At 60.0% G+C, this 14873-nt stretch carries 14 protein-coding genes; 6 read left to right on the top strand and 8 right to left on the bottom strand.

Translation table 11 applies throughout. From position 1 onward, the window contains the following. Positions 1 to 39 precede the first annotated feature (39 nt). From rng to mreB, 5 genes are all read right to left on the bottom strand, one after another. Positions 40 to 1497 (bottom strand): ribonuclease G, encoded by a 1458-nt coding sequence (gene rng / locus VY732_RS04290; protein ID WP_077571121.1) that lies wholly within the window; start codon positions 1495 to 1497, stop codon positions 40 to 42. Between the two features lie 58 nt (positions 1498 to 1555). Further along, positions 1556 to 2152, bottom strand: a complete 597-nt coding sequence (locus VY732_RS04285) for a Maf family protein (protein WP_331694697.1) — start codon at positions 2150 to 2152, stop codon at positions 1556 to 1558. Positions 2153 to 2189: 37 nt separating this feature from the next. Further along, complete coding sequence (gene mreD, locus VY732_RS04280; protein ID WP_331694696.1) at positions 2190 to 2681, bottom strand: rod shape-determining protein MreD; 492 nt, start codon at positions 2679 to 2681, stop codon at positions 2190 to 2192. Continuing rightward, the gene (gene mreC, locus VY732_RS04275) at positions 2681 to 3823 is read right to left on the bottom strand and encodes a rod shape-determining protein MreC (protein WP_116029467.1); all 1143 of its coding nucleotides are present in this window, start codon (positions 3821 to 3823) and stop codon (positions 2681 to 2683) included. Before mreC ends, mreD begins: the two co-directional genes overlap by 1 nt. 141 nt (positions 3824 to 3964) lie before the next feature. Beyond that, positions 3965 to 5002 carry a rod shape-determining protein MreB gene (gene mreB, locus VY732_RS04270; protein ID WP_002555108.1) on the bottom strand — a complete coding sequence of 346 codons (1038 nt, stop codon included), beginning with the start codon at positions 5000 to 5002 and terminating at the stop codon, positions 3965 to 3967. A gap of 211 nt (positions 5003 to 5213) precedes the next feature. On the opposite strand from mreB, the gene gatC reads away from it, so the two are divergent. From gatC to VY732_RS04240, 6 genes are all read left to right on the top strand, one after another. Continuing rightward, complete coding sequence (gene gatC / locus VY732_RS04265) at positions 5214 to 5501, top strand: Asp-tRNA(Asn)/Glu-tRNA(Gln) amidotransferase subunit GatC (protein WP_007901429.1); 288 nt, start codon at positions 5214 to 5216, stop codon at positions 5499 to 5501. Positions 5502 to 5517: 16 nt separating this feature from the next. Further along, positions 5518 to 6969 carry an Asp-tRNA(Asn)/Glu-tRNA(Gln) amidotransferase subunit GatA gene (gene gatA, locus VY732_RS04260; RefSeq protein ID WP_025109475.1) on the top strand — a complete coding sequence of 484 codons (1452 nt, stop codon included), beginning with the start codon at positions 5518 to 5520 and terminating at the stop codon, positions 6967 to 6969. A 10-nt stretch (positions 6970 to 6979) separates the two neighbouring features. After that, positions 6980 to 8425 carry an Asp-tRNA(Asn)/Glu-tRNA(Gln) amidotransferase subunit GatB gene (gene gatB, locus VY732_RS04255; RefSeq protein ID WP_331694427.1) on the top strand — a complete coding sequence of 482 codons (1446 nt, stop codon included), beginning with the start codon at positions 6980 to 6982 and terminating at the stop codon, positions 8423 to 8425. 148 nt (positions 8426 to 8573) lie between these two features. Further along, positions 8574 to 8948 carry a septal ring lytic transglycosylase RlpA family protein gene (locus tag VY732_RS04250; RefSeq protein WP_077571111.1) on the top strand — a complete coding sequence of 125 codons (375 nt, stop codon included), beginning with the start codon at positions 8574 to 8576 and terminating at the stop codon, positions 8946 to 8948. Positions 8949 to 8994: 46 nt separating this feature from the next. Continuing rightward, positions 8995 to 10056, top strand: coding sequence for a calcium/sodium antiporter (locus VY732_RS04245; protein ID WP_331694425.1), 1062 nt, complete (start codon positions 8995 to 8997; stop codon positions 10054 to 10056). Further along, complete coding sequence (locus tag VY732_RS04240; RefSeq protein ID WP_016984177.1) at positions 10053 to 10433, top strand: carboxymuconolactone decarboxylase family protein; 381 nt, start codon at positions 10053 to 10055, stop codon at positions 10431 to 10433. Before VY732_RS04245 ends, VY732_RS04240 begins: the two co-directional genes overlap by 4 nt. Before the next feature lie 108 nt (positions 10434 to 10541). On the opposite strand, the gene VY732_RS04235 is transcribed toward VY732_RS04240, so the two are convergent. From VY732_RS04235 to VY732_RS04225, 3 genes are all read right to left on the bottom strand, one after another. Further along, positions 10542 to 11483 carry an AEC family transporter gene (locus VY732_RS04235; RefSeq protein WP_116029462.1) on the bottom strand — a complete coding sequence of 314 codons (942 nt, stop codon included), beginning with the start codon at positions 11481 to 11483 and terminating at the stop codon, positions 10542 to 10544. A 405-nt stretch (positions 11484 to 11888) separates the two neighbouring features. Then, positions 11889 to 13442 carry a galactarate dehydratase gene (gene garD / locus VY732_RS04230; RefSeq protein WP_331694424.1) on the bottom strand — a complete coding sequence of 518 codons (1554 nt, stop codon included), beginning with the start codon at positions 13440 to 13442 and terminating at the stop codon, positions 11889 to 11891. 11 nt (positions 13443 to 13453) lie between these two features. Then, entirely contained in the window at positions 13454 to 14818 is a 1365-nt protein-coding gene (locus VY732_RS04225) for an MFS transporter (protein WP_123594943.1), read from the bottom strand. Positions 14819 to 14873: the final 55 nt, after the last annotated feature.

Genomic DNA, 14873 nt, shown 5'->3' with positions numbered 1-14873 from the left:
CTGAGGCCAGCCGCGGTGGAATTAACGTGACGCAGGGGATCAGAGCAGCACCACGTCATATTGTTCCTGGGAATACATGGTTTCCACCTGGAAGCGTATGGTGCGCCCGATAAACCCTTCAAGCTCGGCAACGTTACCGGATTCTTCGTCGAGCAAGCGGTCGACGACTTTCTGGTTCGCCAGCACCCGGTAACCCTCGGCCTGATAGGCTCGCGCTTCACGGAGAATCTCGCGGAAGATCTCGTAACAGATGGTTTCCGCGGTTTTCAGTTTGCCGCGGCCCTGGCAACTGCTGCACGGTTCGCACAGCACTTGTTCGAGACTTTCACGGGTGCGCTTGCGGGTCATCTGCACCAGACCCAACTCGGTAATGCCGATGATGTTGGTCTTGGCGTGATCACGCTCCAGCTGTTTTTCCAGGGTGCGCAGCACTTGGCGCTGGTGTTCTTCATCTTCCATGTCGATGAAGTCGATGATGATGATCCCGCCCAGATTGCGCAGGCGCATCTGCCGGGCAATCGCGGTGGCCGCTTCGAGATTGGTCTTGAAGATGGTTTCTTCGAGGTTGCGATGGCCGACGAACGCGCCAGTATTCACATCGATGGTGGTCATGGCTTCCGCCGGATCGACCACCAGATAGCCACCGGATTTCAGCGGCACCTTGCGTTCGAGGGCTTTCTGGATTTCGTCTTCGACGCCGTACAGATCAAAAATCGGCCGTTCACCCGGGTAATGCTCCAGACGATCGGCGATCTCCGGCATCAGTTCGGCGACGAACTGCGTGGTTTTCTGGAAGGTTTCCCGGGAATCAATACGGATCTTCTCGATCTTCGGGTTGACCAGATCACGCAGCGTACGCAACGCCAGACCGAGGTCTTCGTAAATCACGCTCGGCGCGCCTATGGTTTTGATCTGCTCGTTGATCTGATCCCACAGGCGGCGCAGGTAGCGGATGTCCATGAGGATTTCATCGGCGCCAGCGCCTTCGGCGGCGGTGCGCAGAATGAAACCGCCGGCCTCCTTGATGCCTTCTTTGGCCACGCAATCGCTGACCACCTGTTTGAGGCGTTCGCGTTCGGCTTCGTCTTCGATTTTCAGCGAGATGCCGACGTGGGCGGTGCGTGGCATATACACCAGATAGCGCGACGGGATCGACAGCTGCGTAGTCAACCGCGCGCCTTTCGAGCCGATCGGGTCTTTGGTGACCTGCACCACCAGGCTCTGGCCTTCATGCACCAGCGCGCTGATGCTTTCCACCGCCGGGCCTTCACGCAGAGAGATTTCCGCCGCATGAATGAATGCCGCGCGATCCAGGCCGATGTCGACGAACGCCGCCTGCATGCCCGGCAGTACCCGAACAATCTTGCCCTTATAGATGTTGCCGACGATCCCGCGTTTTTGCGTGCGCTCAACGTGGACTTCTTGCAGCACACCGTTTTCGACCACCGCCACGCGCGACTCCATCGGCGTGATGTTGATCAGAATCTCTTCACTCATGGCAGGATCTCGTTCAGGCGTGTTCACGATAATGGCCGCATCTGGATTCGTACGACGCTTATTGCGCGTTCAGGTTTTGCCAACAGGGTATGCCGAAATGGCCTAACAGTTCTGCGGTTTCGCAAACCGGCAACCCGACCACTGCCGAGTAACTGCCGTTGAGCCCCGCGACAAACACCGCGCCGAGCCCCTGAATGCCATAACCGCCGGCCTTGTCCCGCGGCTCGCCACTGGCCCAATAGGCGGCGGCTTCATCCCCGCTGATAGGCCGGAACCGCACCAGACTGCGCACCACCCGCGACTCACAGCGCTCGTCTTCCAGCACAGCGATGGCGGTCAGCACTTCATGCTCCTTGCCAGACAACATCATCAGCATGGCGCATGCATCGGCTTCGTCCACCGGTTTGCCAAGAATTTTGCCGTCAAGCACCACGGCGGTGTCGGCACCCAGCACGCAGAATGGCTGAGCGGACACGATTGTGCGCCGCCCGGCCTCGGCCTTGCCGCGCGCCAGACGCTCGACGTAGGCCGACGGCGATTCTTCGGGCAATGGAGTTTCGTTGATATCCGCACTGATGGCGGAGAACGCAACGCCGATCTGCGTGAGCAATTCACGGCGGCGCGGCGATCCGGAGGCGAGGTAAAGCGGCTTCATCAAAACATCTCCCTGTTCAGTGCCCAGCTTCACCGGCTCAATTGATTTTGTAGCGTCGGCGCAATCCGCGTAGGGCAAAGCTGACCCAAGGCCAGAGCAAGGCGCTCACCAGTGCCGGTAGAACCAGCGCCAGGGTGGGTTGACGGTTACCGGTCAAGGCACTGAGCCACAACTGCACCAGTTGCGCGAGGCCGAAAATCACCAGAATCACCAGGCATTGCTGCCACATCGGAAACATCCGCAGGCGTTGTTGCAATGACAGCACGAGGAAAGTGATCAGCGTCAGGATCAACGCGTTCTGCCCCAGCAGCGTGCCGTAGAGCACGTCTTCAGCCATGCCCAGACAGAACGCCGTGACCATGCCGACCGTTTGCGGCATGTACAGCGCCCAGAATGTCAGGAGCAGTGCCAGCCACAGCGGACGCAGGATTTCCATGAATTGCGGCAACGGCGAGACACTGAGCAACATGCCGATGAGAAACGTCAGCCAGACAATCCAGCCGTTTCGCGATGCGGTAGCCCCGACCATTATTCTTGTCTCCCGGTTGTCGCCGGCGCACTGACGGGCGGTTTTGCCGCAGGTCGTGCAGCGGGCTGGGCAGCTGGAGGTTTGCTGGCCGCCGGCGTCGCTGCCGGTGGTTTGGCCGCTGCTGGCGGTTTGCTTGCTGCGGGTTTGACCGGTGTGGTGCTGGCGGCAGCGGCCGGTGCGGCAGGCGTTGCTGGCGTCGTCGCAGCCGCTGCAGGCGGTGTCACGGTTTTCGGCACAGTGGCCGGAACAATCGGGCCGCCGCCAAAGGCATCAAGATTTTCCTGGGCTTGCGCGACATCGTTGGCGCGCTCTTCGGCGGTACGATTGTCGCTGAACACCAGCAGCAGGTATCGACTGCGATTGAGTGCGGCCGTCGGCACGGCGCGGACGATCGCGAACGGCTGACCGGAATCGTGAATGACTTCCTTCACCGTGGCCACCGGGTAACCGGCCGGGAAACGCTGGCCGAGACCGGAGCTGACCAGCAGATCGCCTTCCTTGATATCGGCGGTGTCAGCGACGTGACGCAATTCCAGACGTTCCGGGTTACCGGTGCCGCTGGCAATCGCACGCAAGCCGTTGCGGTTCACCTGCACAGGAATGCTGTGCGTGGTGTCGGTCAGCAGAAGTACACGCGAGGTGTACGGCATCAACTCGACCACCTGGCCCATCAAGCCGCGCGCATCGAGCACCGGTTGACCCAGCACCACGCCATCGCGCTCACCTTTATTGATGATGATGCGATGGGTGAAGGGGTTGGGGTCCATGCCGATCAACTCGGCCACTTCGACCTTTTCATTGACCAGCGCAGAGGAGTTGAGCAACTCGCGCAGCCGAACGTTCTGCTCGGTCAGTGCAGCAAGCTTTTGCATGCGGCCCTGATACAGCAGATTTTCGGTCTTGAGTTTTTCGTTTTCGGCGACCAGTTCGGTGCGACTGCCGAACTGACTGGCAATCCCTTCCCACAGCCGTCCGGGCAGGTCAGTGATCCAGTAGGCGTCCATCAACACCAGCGACGCTTGTTTGCGCGCAGGCTTGAGCAGGTCGAAGCGGGCATCGACCACCATCAGCGCGACCGACAGCACGGCCAGCACCAACAGGCGCACACCCAACGAAGGGCCTTTGGCGAAAAGCGGTTTAATAAGCCGCTCCTCCCAGGCAAATGTTCTGTTTATTCATACGGCATCAAACCGGCCTGGATGAAGACTGACAGAAGATAAACGCCAACAGGCAGCACTGCAAAGTGCTGCCTGCGCGCTCACCCACGTATTGCAATCGGCGACTTATTCGCTCGAAAGCAGATCCATGGTGTGCTTATCCATCATTTCCAATGCACGGCCACCGCCGCGAGCAACACAGGTCAGCGGATCTTCGGCAACGATGACTGGCAGACCGGTTTCCTGGGCCAGCAACTTGTCGAGGTCACGCAGCAACGCGCCACCACCGGTCAGCACCAGGCCACGCTCGGCGATGTCGGAAGCCAGTTCCGGCGGCGATTGCTCCAGAGCGCTTTTCACGGCCTGAACGATGGTCGCCAGAGACTCTTGCAGAGCTTCCAGTACTTCGTTGGAGTTCAGGGTGAATGCGCGTGGAACGCCTTCGGCCAGGTTGCGACCGCGAACGTCGACTTCGCGAACTTCGCCGCCCGGGTAGGCCGTGCCGATTTCCTGTTTGATGCGCTCAGCGGTGGATTCACCGATCAGGCTGCCGTAGTTACGGCGCACGTAGGTGATGATCGCTTCGTCGAAGCGGTCGCCGCCAACGCGGACGGATTCGGCATAGACCACACCGTTCAGGGAGATCAGCGCGATTTCGGTAGTACCACCACCGATATCCACGACCATCGAACCGCGTGCTTCTTCGACCGGCAGGCCGGCACCGATCGCAGCAGCCATTGGCTCTTCGATCAGGAACACTTCACGGGCACCGGCACCGAGGGCCGATTCACGGATGGCACGACGCTCAACCTGAGTGGATTTGCATGGAACGCAGATCAGCACACGAGGGCTAGGCTGCAGAAAGCTGTTTTCGTGAACCTTGTTAATAAAGTATTGCAGCATCTTTTCGCAGACGCTGAAGTCGGCGATCACGCCGTCCTTCATCGGACGAATGGCAGCAATGTTGCCCGGCGTACGGCCGAGCATGCGCTTGGCCTCGGTGCCGACAGCAACGACACTTTTCTGGTTACCGTGTGTCCGAATGGCCACAACCGATGGCTCATTCAGGACGATACCGCGCTCGCGCACGTAAATAAGGGTGTTGGCAGTGCCCAGGTCAATGGAAAGATCGCTGGAAAACATGCCACGCAGTTTCTTGAACATGGGAAAGGGACCCTAGGCAACGCGTGGGTAAAAAAGTGCGGCAAACTCTAACAACGACAGGGATTTTGGGCAAGGCGCCAATATGTTAAATTGGCCGCTTTTCTGTGCACCAAGCCCCACAATCGCGGCCTTATGACCGTAGAAGTGCGGTAGTGTTCCGACAATCTAACACACGGACGCCGTCCGTTCTGTTTTCCACAGGAGAATCCCGATGGCGCTAGAACGCTCCGACGTGGAAAAAATCGCTCATCTGGCCTGCCTTGGCCTTAATGATGCCGATCTTCCACACATTACTTCCGCTCTCAACAGCATTCTCGGTCTGGTCGACGAAATGCAGGCTGTTAATACCGACGGAATCGAGCCTCTGGCCCACCCGCTGGAAGCCAGTCAGCGCCTGCGCGCCGACGTTGTGACTGAAACCAATCACCGCGAGGCCTACCAGTCCATCGCACCAGCGGTCGAAAACGGCCTGTATCTGGTTCCGAAAGTCATCGACTAAAGGGAAAGAGCCTGCAATGCATCAAATGACTCTGGCCGAGATCGCCCGCGGTCTCGCCGATAAAAAGTTTTCCTCCGAAGAGCTGACCAAAGTCCTGCTGGCGCGCATTACCCAGCTCGATCCGCAGCTCAACAGTTTCATCAGCCTCACCGAAGAGCTGGCCCTCGAGCAGGCGAAAGCTGCCGATGCACGCCGCGCCAACGGTGAGAGCGGCGCCCTGCTCGGCGCGCCGATCGCTCACAAAGATCTGTTCTGCACCCAGGGCATTCGCACCAGCTGCGGCTCGAAGATGCTCGACAACTTCAAAGCCCCGTACGACGCCACCGTGGTCGCGAAACTGGCCGCTGCCGGTGCCGTGACCCTGGGCAAGACCAACATGGACGAATTCGCCATGGGTTCGGCCAACGAGTCGAGCTGGTACGGCGCGGTGAAAAACCCGTGGAACCTGGAACACGTGCCGGGCGGTTCGTCCGGTGGTTCGGCGGCGGCAGTTGCCGCGCGTCTGTTGCCAGCGGCAACCGCCACCGACACCGGCGGTTCGATCCGTCAGCCAGCAGCGTTCACCAACCTCACCGGCCTGAAACCGACCTACGGTCGTGTTTCGCGCTGGGGCATGATCGCTTACGCCTCCAGCCTCGATCAGGGCGGTCCGTTGGCGCGCACGGCCGAAGACTGCGCAATTTTGTTGCAAGGTATGGCCGGCTTCGATCAGAACGATTCGACCAGCATCGATGAGCCGGTTCCGGATTACTCCGCAAGCCTCGGCGACTCGCTGCAAGGCCTGCGCATCGGCGTGCCGAAGGAATACTTCAGCGCCGGTCTCGACCCGCGCATCGCCGAGCTGATCCAGAACAGCATCAAAGAGCTGCAGAAGCTCGGTGCCGTGATCAAGGAAATCAGCCTGCCGAACATGCAGCACGCGATTCCTGCGTACTACGTGATCGCGCCAGCAGAGGCCTCGTCGAACCTGTCGCGTTTCGACGGCGTGCGTTTCGGCCATCGCTGCGAGCAACCGAAAGACCTGATCGACCTGTACAAGCGCTCCCGTGGCGAAGGCTTCGGCCCGGAAGTCCAGCGCCGGATCATGGTCGGTGCCTACGCGCTGTCCGCCGGTTACTACGACGCCTACTACCTGAAAGCGCAGAAGATCCGTCGTCTGGTGAAGAACGACTTCATGGCAGCCTTTAATGAAGTCGACATCATCCTCGGCCCGACCACGCCGAACCCGGCCTGGAAGCTCGGCGCCAAGAACAGCGACCCGGTCGCTGCCTATCTGGAAGACGTCTACACCATCACCGCCAACCTCGCGGGCCTGCCGGGCCTGTCGATGCCGGCCGGTTTTGTCGACGGTCTGCCGGTGGGCGTGCAGTTGCTGGCCCCGTATTTCCAGGAAGGTCGCCTGTTGAACGTTGCCCACCAGTATCAGCTCAACACTGACTGGCACACCCGCACCCCAACCGGCTTCTGAGGAGACACACATGCAATGGGAAGTCGTGATCGGGCTGGAGATTCACACTCAGCTCACTACCCGGTCGAAAATCTTTTCCGGTAGTTCCACCACGTTCGGTTCCGAGCCGAACACCCAGGCCAGCCTGATCGACCTGGGCATGCCCGGCGTTCTGCCGGTGCTGAACCAGGAAGCGGTGCGTATGGCGGTGATGTTCGGTCTGGCGATTGATGCCGAGATCGGTCAGCACAACGTGTTCGCGCGTAAAAACTACTTCTACCCGGATCTGCCGAAGGGCTACCAGATCAGCCAGATGGAATTGCCGATTGTTGGCAAAGGCCACCTGGATATCGCCCTGGAAGACGGCACCGTCAAACGTGTCGGCATCACCCGCGCGCACCTGGAAGAAGACGCCGGCAAGAGCCTGCACGAAGAATTCAACGGTGCCACCGGCATCGACCTGAACCGTGCCGGCACGCCGCTGCTGGAAATCGTTTCCGAACCGGACATGCGCAGCGCCAAGGAAGCCGTGGCTTACGTCAAGGCGATCCACGCGCTGGTACGTTATCTGGGCATCTGCGACGGCAACATGGCCGAAGGCTCGCTGCGTTGCGACTGCAACGTGTCGATCCGTCCGAAAGGTCAGGTCGAATTCGGCACGCGCTGCGAGATCAAGAACGTCAACTCGTTCCGTTTCATCGAGAAGGCGATCAACTCCGAGATCCAGCGTCAGATCGAGCTGATCGAAGACGGCGGCAAAGTGATCCAGCAGACCCGTCTATACGATCCGAACAAGGACGAAACCCGTCCGATGCGTTCGAAAGAAGAAGCCAACGACTACCGTTACTTCCCCGATCCGGACCTGCTGCCGGTGGTCATCGAAGAGTCGTTCCTCGGCGAGGTGCGCGCCACCCTGCCGGAACTGCCACCGCAAAAGCGCGAGCGCTTCCAGGCGCAATTCGGCCTGTCGGTCTATGACGCCAGCGTGCTGGCCACCAGCCGCGAACAAGCCGATTACTTCGAGAAAGTCGCGAGCATCGGCGGCGACGCCAAACTGGCGGCGAACTGGGTGATGGTCGAGTTGGGCAGCCTGCTCAACAAGCAAGGCCTGGACATCGATGAGTCGCCGGTTTCTGCCGAGCTGCTGGGCGGCATGCTGCTGCGCATCAAGGACAACACCATCTCCGGCAAGATTGCCAAGGTTGTGTTCGAAGCGATGGCCAACGGTGAAGGCAGCGCAGACGAGATCATCGAAAAACGTGGCCTGAAGCAGGTTACCGACAGCGGCGCGATCTCGGCGGTGCTGGACGAAATGCTCGCGGCCAACGCCGAGCAAGTTGAACAATACCGTGCGGCTGATGAAGCCAAGCGCGGCAAGATGTTCGGCTTCTTTGTGGGTCAGGCGATGAAAGCGTCGAAAGGCAAAGCCAACCCGCAGCAAGTGAACGAACTGCTGAAAAGCAAGCTCGAAGGCTGATGAAAATGGAGCCAGACAAACAGCCTGGCTCCATCCCCTGTAGGAGTGAGCCTGCTCGCGATAGCGATTTGACAGTCACTTTTCCGGTGTCTGACATTGCGCTATCGCGAGCAGGCTCACTCCTACATTTGTTTTCGGGAAACCTTGAATGAAGCGTCTGCTCAGCCTTTTTGCCCTGCTCTCTTTACTGGCCGGTTGCGCCAGCACCGACACCATCGACCCGCACGGTTACGACCAGACCGGCGTCGCCTCTTATTACGGTGCCAAGCACCACGGTAAACGCACCGCCAGTGGCGAGCCGTTCAACCAGAATTCCCTGACCGCCGCCCACCGCCAGCTACCCTTCGGCACACGGGTGAAGGTCACCAACCTGAAAAACGATGAATCCGTCGTGGTCCGTATCAACGACCGTGGCCCGCATACCCGTGGACGCCTGATCGACGTGTCCCGCGAGGCCGCCGAACAACTCGGCATGCTGCGCAGCGGCACCGCACGGGTTCGCGTGCAGGCCCTCGACGACTGATGGAGCGCTGACCATTTTCGGATTAGCCGACTTACCCCTGATCAGCGTGATCGAACTGCTCGCCGGCCTGTGCCTGCTGATCTTCGGCGCAGAGCTGATGGTGCGCGCAGCGGTGCGTCTGGCAGCGCGCCTGCATGTGCGGCCACTGATCATCGGCCTGACCATCGTCGCCCTCGGCAGCAGCGCGCCGCAAATGGCCGTCAGTTTGCAAGCGGCACTGGCGCACAACCCGGACATTGCCGTCGGCAGCGTGGTCGGCAGCAGCATCTTCAACATTCTCGTCACCCTCGGCTTGTCAGCGCTGATTATTCCTTTGCGTGTCTCGCGGCAACTGGTGCGGCTGGATATTCCGCTGATGATCGGCGCCAGTCTGCTGGTGTTCGTCCTAGCTTGGAACGAAGAGATCGGGCGCTTTGACGGCCTCCTGTTGTTGGGCGCGTTGGCGTTGTATCTCGGCTTGTTGTTGCGTCAGTCACGGCATTCGGCGCGGCCGCACACGGATCGAGTTGAAACAACCCAAGCGTCGTGGATCGGCAGTTCGCTGATGATCATCGTCGGTTTGGCGATGCTGGTATTCGCCGGCCATCTTCTGCTCGGGGCTGCCGTGGTGGTGGCAACTGATCTTGGATTTTCCGAGCGCGTCATTGGCCTGACCGTTGTCGCTGTCGGCACCTCCCTGCCGGAACTAGCGACCTCGCTGATCGCCGCACTGCGCGGGCAACGGGATATTGCCGTCGGTAACGTGATCGGTGCCAACCTGTTCAATCTGCTCGGGGTACTCGGCCTGACCGCATTGATCGCACCGACGCCGCTGTCGGTGTCGCCGAACGCACTGGATTTCGACCTGCCGGTGATGCTCGGCGTCGCCGCGCTGTGCCTGCCGGTGTTCTATTCCGGCTACCGCGTGACCCGCGCCGAAGGTCTGCTGTTGCTCGGTTTGTATCTGGCGTACGGACTGCACGTGGTGTCGTTCACCACCGGCATGCCACTGGCCGGCAAGCTTGAGCGGCTGATGCTGTTTTATGTCTTGCCGACGCTGTTGACGTTTCTGCTGTTCACGTCCGTACGCGCCTGGCGCCGCCAACACCACAAGAGGGATATGCCATGACCGAATCGAAGAAGTCCGGGGTTGAAGTCCGCCGCCAGGTAATGGGCGATGCGTTTGTTGATCGCGCGCTGGGCAACGCCACCGAGTTTACTCAACCGTTGCAGGACTTCGTCAATGAACATGCCTGGGGCGGCGTGTGGAATCGCGAAGGTCTGCCGCTGAAAACCCGCAGCCTGATCACCCTCGCCGCGCTGACAGCACTGAAGTGCCCGCAAGAGCTGAAGGGCCATGTGCGCGGTGCGCTGAACAATGGCTGCACCGTGGATGAGATTCGTGAGGCGCTGCTGCATTGCGCGGTGTATGCCGGCGTGCCGGCGGCGATCGATGCGTTTCGGGCGGCGCAGGAAGTGATCGATACCTACCAGAAACCTGAGTGATTGAACTGACGCCTTCGCGAGCAGGCTCGCTCCCACATTGGATTGCATTTCACATGTGGGAGCGAGCCTGCTCGCGAAGAGGCCCTGAGCAACACCACAACATCAAAATCAGATCCACCCACCCCACTGCAAAACGAAGATCCCGACGTTGGTGGTAATCGCCGCCATCAACGTGGTCATCACGATAATCGCCGCCGCCAGCTCATGATTGCCCTGCGCCGCGCGGGCCATGACAAAACTCGCCGCCGCCGTCGGGCTGCCGAAATACAGAAACAGTATCCCCAACTCCGCCCCACGAAATCCCCACAACCACGCGCCGAGCGTCGCCAGCACCGGCAAGCCGACCATCTTCACCAGACTGGAACTGAGCGCCATATTGCCGCTCTTGCGCAGCGCCGCCAGTGACAGCGTGCCGCCGATGCAGATCAGCGCCAGCGGCAAGGTGGTCTGCGCCAGATACTGCCCGGAAGTCTCCAGCCAGCCCGGCAAACCGATCTTGAAATAGGCAAACGGCGCCGCCGCAATCACGCTGATGATCAGCGGATTGCTGAACACGCTTTTGCAGATGCTCCACGGATCGGACTTGATCACCGGGCTGTACACCGCCAGCACGATGGTCGACAGCGTGTTGTAAAACAGGATCACCAGCGCCGCGAGAATCGCCCCGAGGGAAATCCCGTAATCGCCGTACATGCTCGCCGCCAGCGCCAGCCCGATGACGCCGTTATTGCCGCGAAATGCGCCCTGGGTGTAGATGCCGCGATCTTCACGCGGGCAACGGAAAATCGCCCAACCCCAGGCCAGGGCAAAGCTCACCAGCGTAGCGAGGGAGAAGTAGATCAGCAGGGACGGTTGCAACGCGGCGTGCAGGTCGGCATGCAGAATGCCGAGGAACAGCAGCGCCGGCATGGTGACGTTGAACACCAGCGACGAGGCGGTGTGGATGAAGTTGTCGTTGATCCAGTCGATGCGCTTGAGCAGCACACCGAGAAACAGCATGGCAAACACCGGCGCGGTGATGTTCAGGGTTTCGAGGAAGATTGCCAGCATGCCGGGGAGCCTTGGGTGAGCGTCGTTAGGGGCCAATGATAAAGCAAAAGCCCCTCACCCTAGCCCTCTCCCGGAGGGAGAGGGGACCGATCGGGGGATATTGCAGAAATCCATCGACCTGAAATGACATCGCTGAATCCATAATCAACTCGGTATTTCAAGTCGATGTATAGCGCCAGACAACTCGATCAGCCCCTCACCCTAACCCTCTCCCCGAGGGAGAGGGGACCGATCGGGGGATATTCTAAAAATCCACCGACCTGAAATGACATCGCTGAATCCAGAACTGCCTTTAGCAGGCCATGATCAACTCGGTATTTCAGGTCGATGTATAGCGCCAGACAACTCGGTCGGCCCCCTCTCCCTCTGGGAGAGGGCTGGGGTGAGGGCCAAGCCGATCACGCATCAAGTAATCGGCGCCGGGTTGAACAACGTAATGTCGTTATGCAGCTTGTGCTTCTCCGCCCAGGTCTGCTGCTTGCCGCTCGCCACATCCAGGTAATAGTGGAACAACTCCCAACCCAATTCCTCGATCGTCGCGCGCCCGGTCGCAATCCGCCCGGCATCGATATCAATCAGATCCGGCCAACGCTGCGCCAACTCCGTCCGCGTCGAGACCTTCACCACCGGCGCCATCGCCAAACCATACGGCGTGCCACGCCCGGTAGTGAACACATGCAGGTTCATCCCCGCCGCCAGTTGCAACGTCCCGCAAACAAAATCACTTGCCGGCGTCGCACAGAAAATCAAACCCTTCTGCTTGAACCGCTCGCCCGGGCCGAGCACGCCGTTGATCGCGCTGCTGCCGGATTTGACGATCGAACCCAGCGACTTCTCGACAATGTTCGACAACCCGCCCTTCTTGTTGCCCGGCGTGGTATTGGCGCTGCGATCTGCCTCGCCCTTGGCCAGGTAACGGTCGTACCAGTCCATCTCACGCACCAGTTCCTCGGCAACGGTTTTGCTTTCGGCACGTGAAGTCAGCAGGTAAATCGCATCGCGCACTTCGGTGACTTCGGAAAACATCACCGTCGCCCCCGCGCGCAACAACAAGTCCGAAGCATAGCCCAGCGCCGGGTTGGCGGTGATCCCGGAGAACGCATCGCTGCCGCCACACTGCATGCCGAGGATCAGTTCGGACGCCGGCACGGTTTCGCGGCGGCGTTGGTCGAGTTTCTTCAAACGGACTTCAGCCAATTCCATGATCTGCTCGATCATCTCGGTGAAGCCGTGACTGGAATCCTGCAAGCGATACAGCCACGGATCGCTGAGATCCACCGAAGCATCGTCCTCGTGCATGACCTGCCCGGCCTGCAATTTCTCGCAGCCCAGACTGATCACCAACGCCTCGCCACCGAGGTTCGGGTTGCGCGCCAGATTGCGCACGGTGCGGATCGGGATGTAAGCGTCGGTGGCGGTAATCGCCACGCCGCAGCCGTAACTGTGAGTCAGCGCCACCACGTCATCGACGTGCGGGTACTTCGGCAGCAGCTCGTCCTTGATGCGTTTCACCGCGTGATCGAGCACGCCGGTGACGCACTGCACGGTCGTAGTGATACCGAGAATATTGCGCGTGCCGACGGTACCGTCGGCGTTGCGATAACCCTCGAAGGTGAAACCTTCCAGCGGTGCCTGCGCGTCCGGCACCTCGGTGGACAGCGGCAAGCTGTCCAGCGGCGGCGCGGTCGGCATGCGCAGTTGATCTTCCTTGACCCAACTGCCACGGCGAATCGGCTGCAACGCGTAGCCAATCACCTGACCGTAGCGAATCACCTTGCCGCCCTCGGGAATGTCTTCAAGGGTGACCTTGTGGCTCTGCGGCACAAATTCCAGCGTCACCAGGCCATCGGCAAATTCAGTGCCGGCCGGTGCGCCCTGGTCGTTGACCACTACCACCACATTGTCCCGCTCGTGCAGGCGGATGTGGCGCGGCGAGTCGGAATGTTCAATCAACTGCATGACGCCGCTCCTCAGGAATGCGCTTGAGACAATTTACCGGTGGCTTCAGTACCGCCATTGGTTGGCGGCTCTTTGAGTACCACACGTTTGATCGGGCCGACGATGACCAGATAGCTGAACACCGCGACCAGTGCGTTGGCACCGACGAACACCAGCGCCCATTTGAACGAACCGGTGGAGCTGATGATGTAGCCAATCACGATCGGCGTGGTAATCGAAGCGATGTTGCCGAAGGTGTTGAACAGGCCACCGCTCAGACCGGCGATCTGTTTTGGCGAGGTGTCGGAAACCACCGCCCAGCCGAGTGCGCCAACGCCTTTGCCGAAGAACGCCAAGGCCATGAAGCCGACGACCATCCATTCAACATCGACATAGTTGCAGGCAACGATACTGCTGGATACCAGCAGACCGGCAATGATCGGTGCTTTACGGGCGAAGGTCAGCGAGTGGCCTTTGCGCAGCAGGTAATCGGAAATCACCCCGCCGAGCACGCCGCCGATGAAGCCGCAGATTGCCGGCAACGAGGCGATAAAACCGGCCTTGAGAATGGTCATGCCACGCTCTTGCACCAGGTACACCGGGAACCAGGTCAGGAAGAAATAGGTGATGCCGTTGATGCAGTACTGGCCCAGATACACGCCAAGCATCATGCGGTTGGTCAGCAACTGGCGGATGTAATCCCATTTCGGGCCATCAGCCTTTTTGCCTTGCTTGACGTCCATGTCGACCATGCCGCCGTTGTCGGCAATGAACTGCACTTCGGCTTCGTTGGCCATCGGGTGTTGACGCGGGCTGTGGATAACCTTCAGCCAGATGCCAGAGAAGACGATGCCGAACACGCCCATGACGATAAACACGTGTTCCCAGCCGAAGGAGTAAACGATCCAGCCCATCAGCGGTGCGAACAACACGGTGGCAAAGTATTGCGCCGAGTTGAAGATCGCCGAAGCGGTGCCGCGTTCAGCGGTCGGGAACCAAGCGGCGACGATGCGCGCGTTGCCGGGGAACGATGGCGCTTCAGCCAGACCGACCAAAAAGCGCAGCATGAACAGCGCAACGATGGCCGTGGACATGCCGAACTCACCGACAAAGCCTTGCAGCACGGTGAACAGCGACCAGGTGAAAATGCTCAGGGCATAGACTTTTTTCGAGCCGAAGCGATCGAGCAGCCAGCCACCGGGGATTTGCCCGGCCACGTAGGCCCAACCGAATGCAGAGAAGATGTAGCCGAGGGTGACTGCGTCGATGCCCAGATCTTTTTGCAGGCTGGAGCCGGCGATGGCGATCGTGGCGCGGTCGGCGTAGTTGATCGTGGTCACCAGAAACAGCATGAGCAGGATCAAATAGCGGACGTGAGTCGGCTTGGACGATTGCATGTAGATGTACTCCCACTGATTATTTTTATGCGCGGGTGAATCTTCTTTGGTATTC

The organism is Pseudomonas sp. ZY71, from assembly GCF_036542145.1.
GTDB lineage: Bacteria > Pseudomonadota > Gammaproteobacteria > Pseudomonadales > Pseudomonadaceae > Aquipseudomonas > Aquipseudomonas koreensis_A.
Note: the sequence above shows the minus strand (reverse complement) of the source record. Positions and strands in the feature narration are given on the sequence as shown.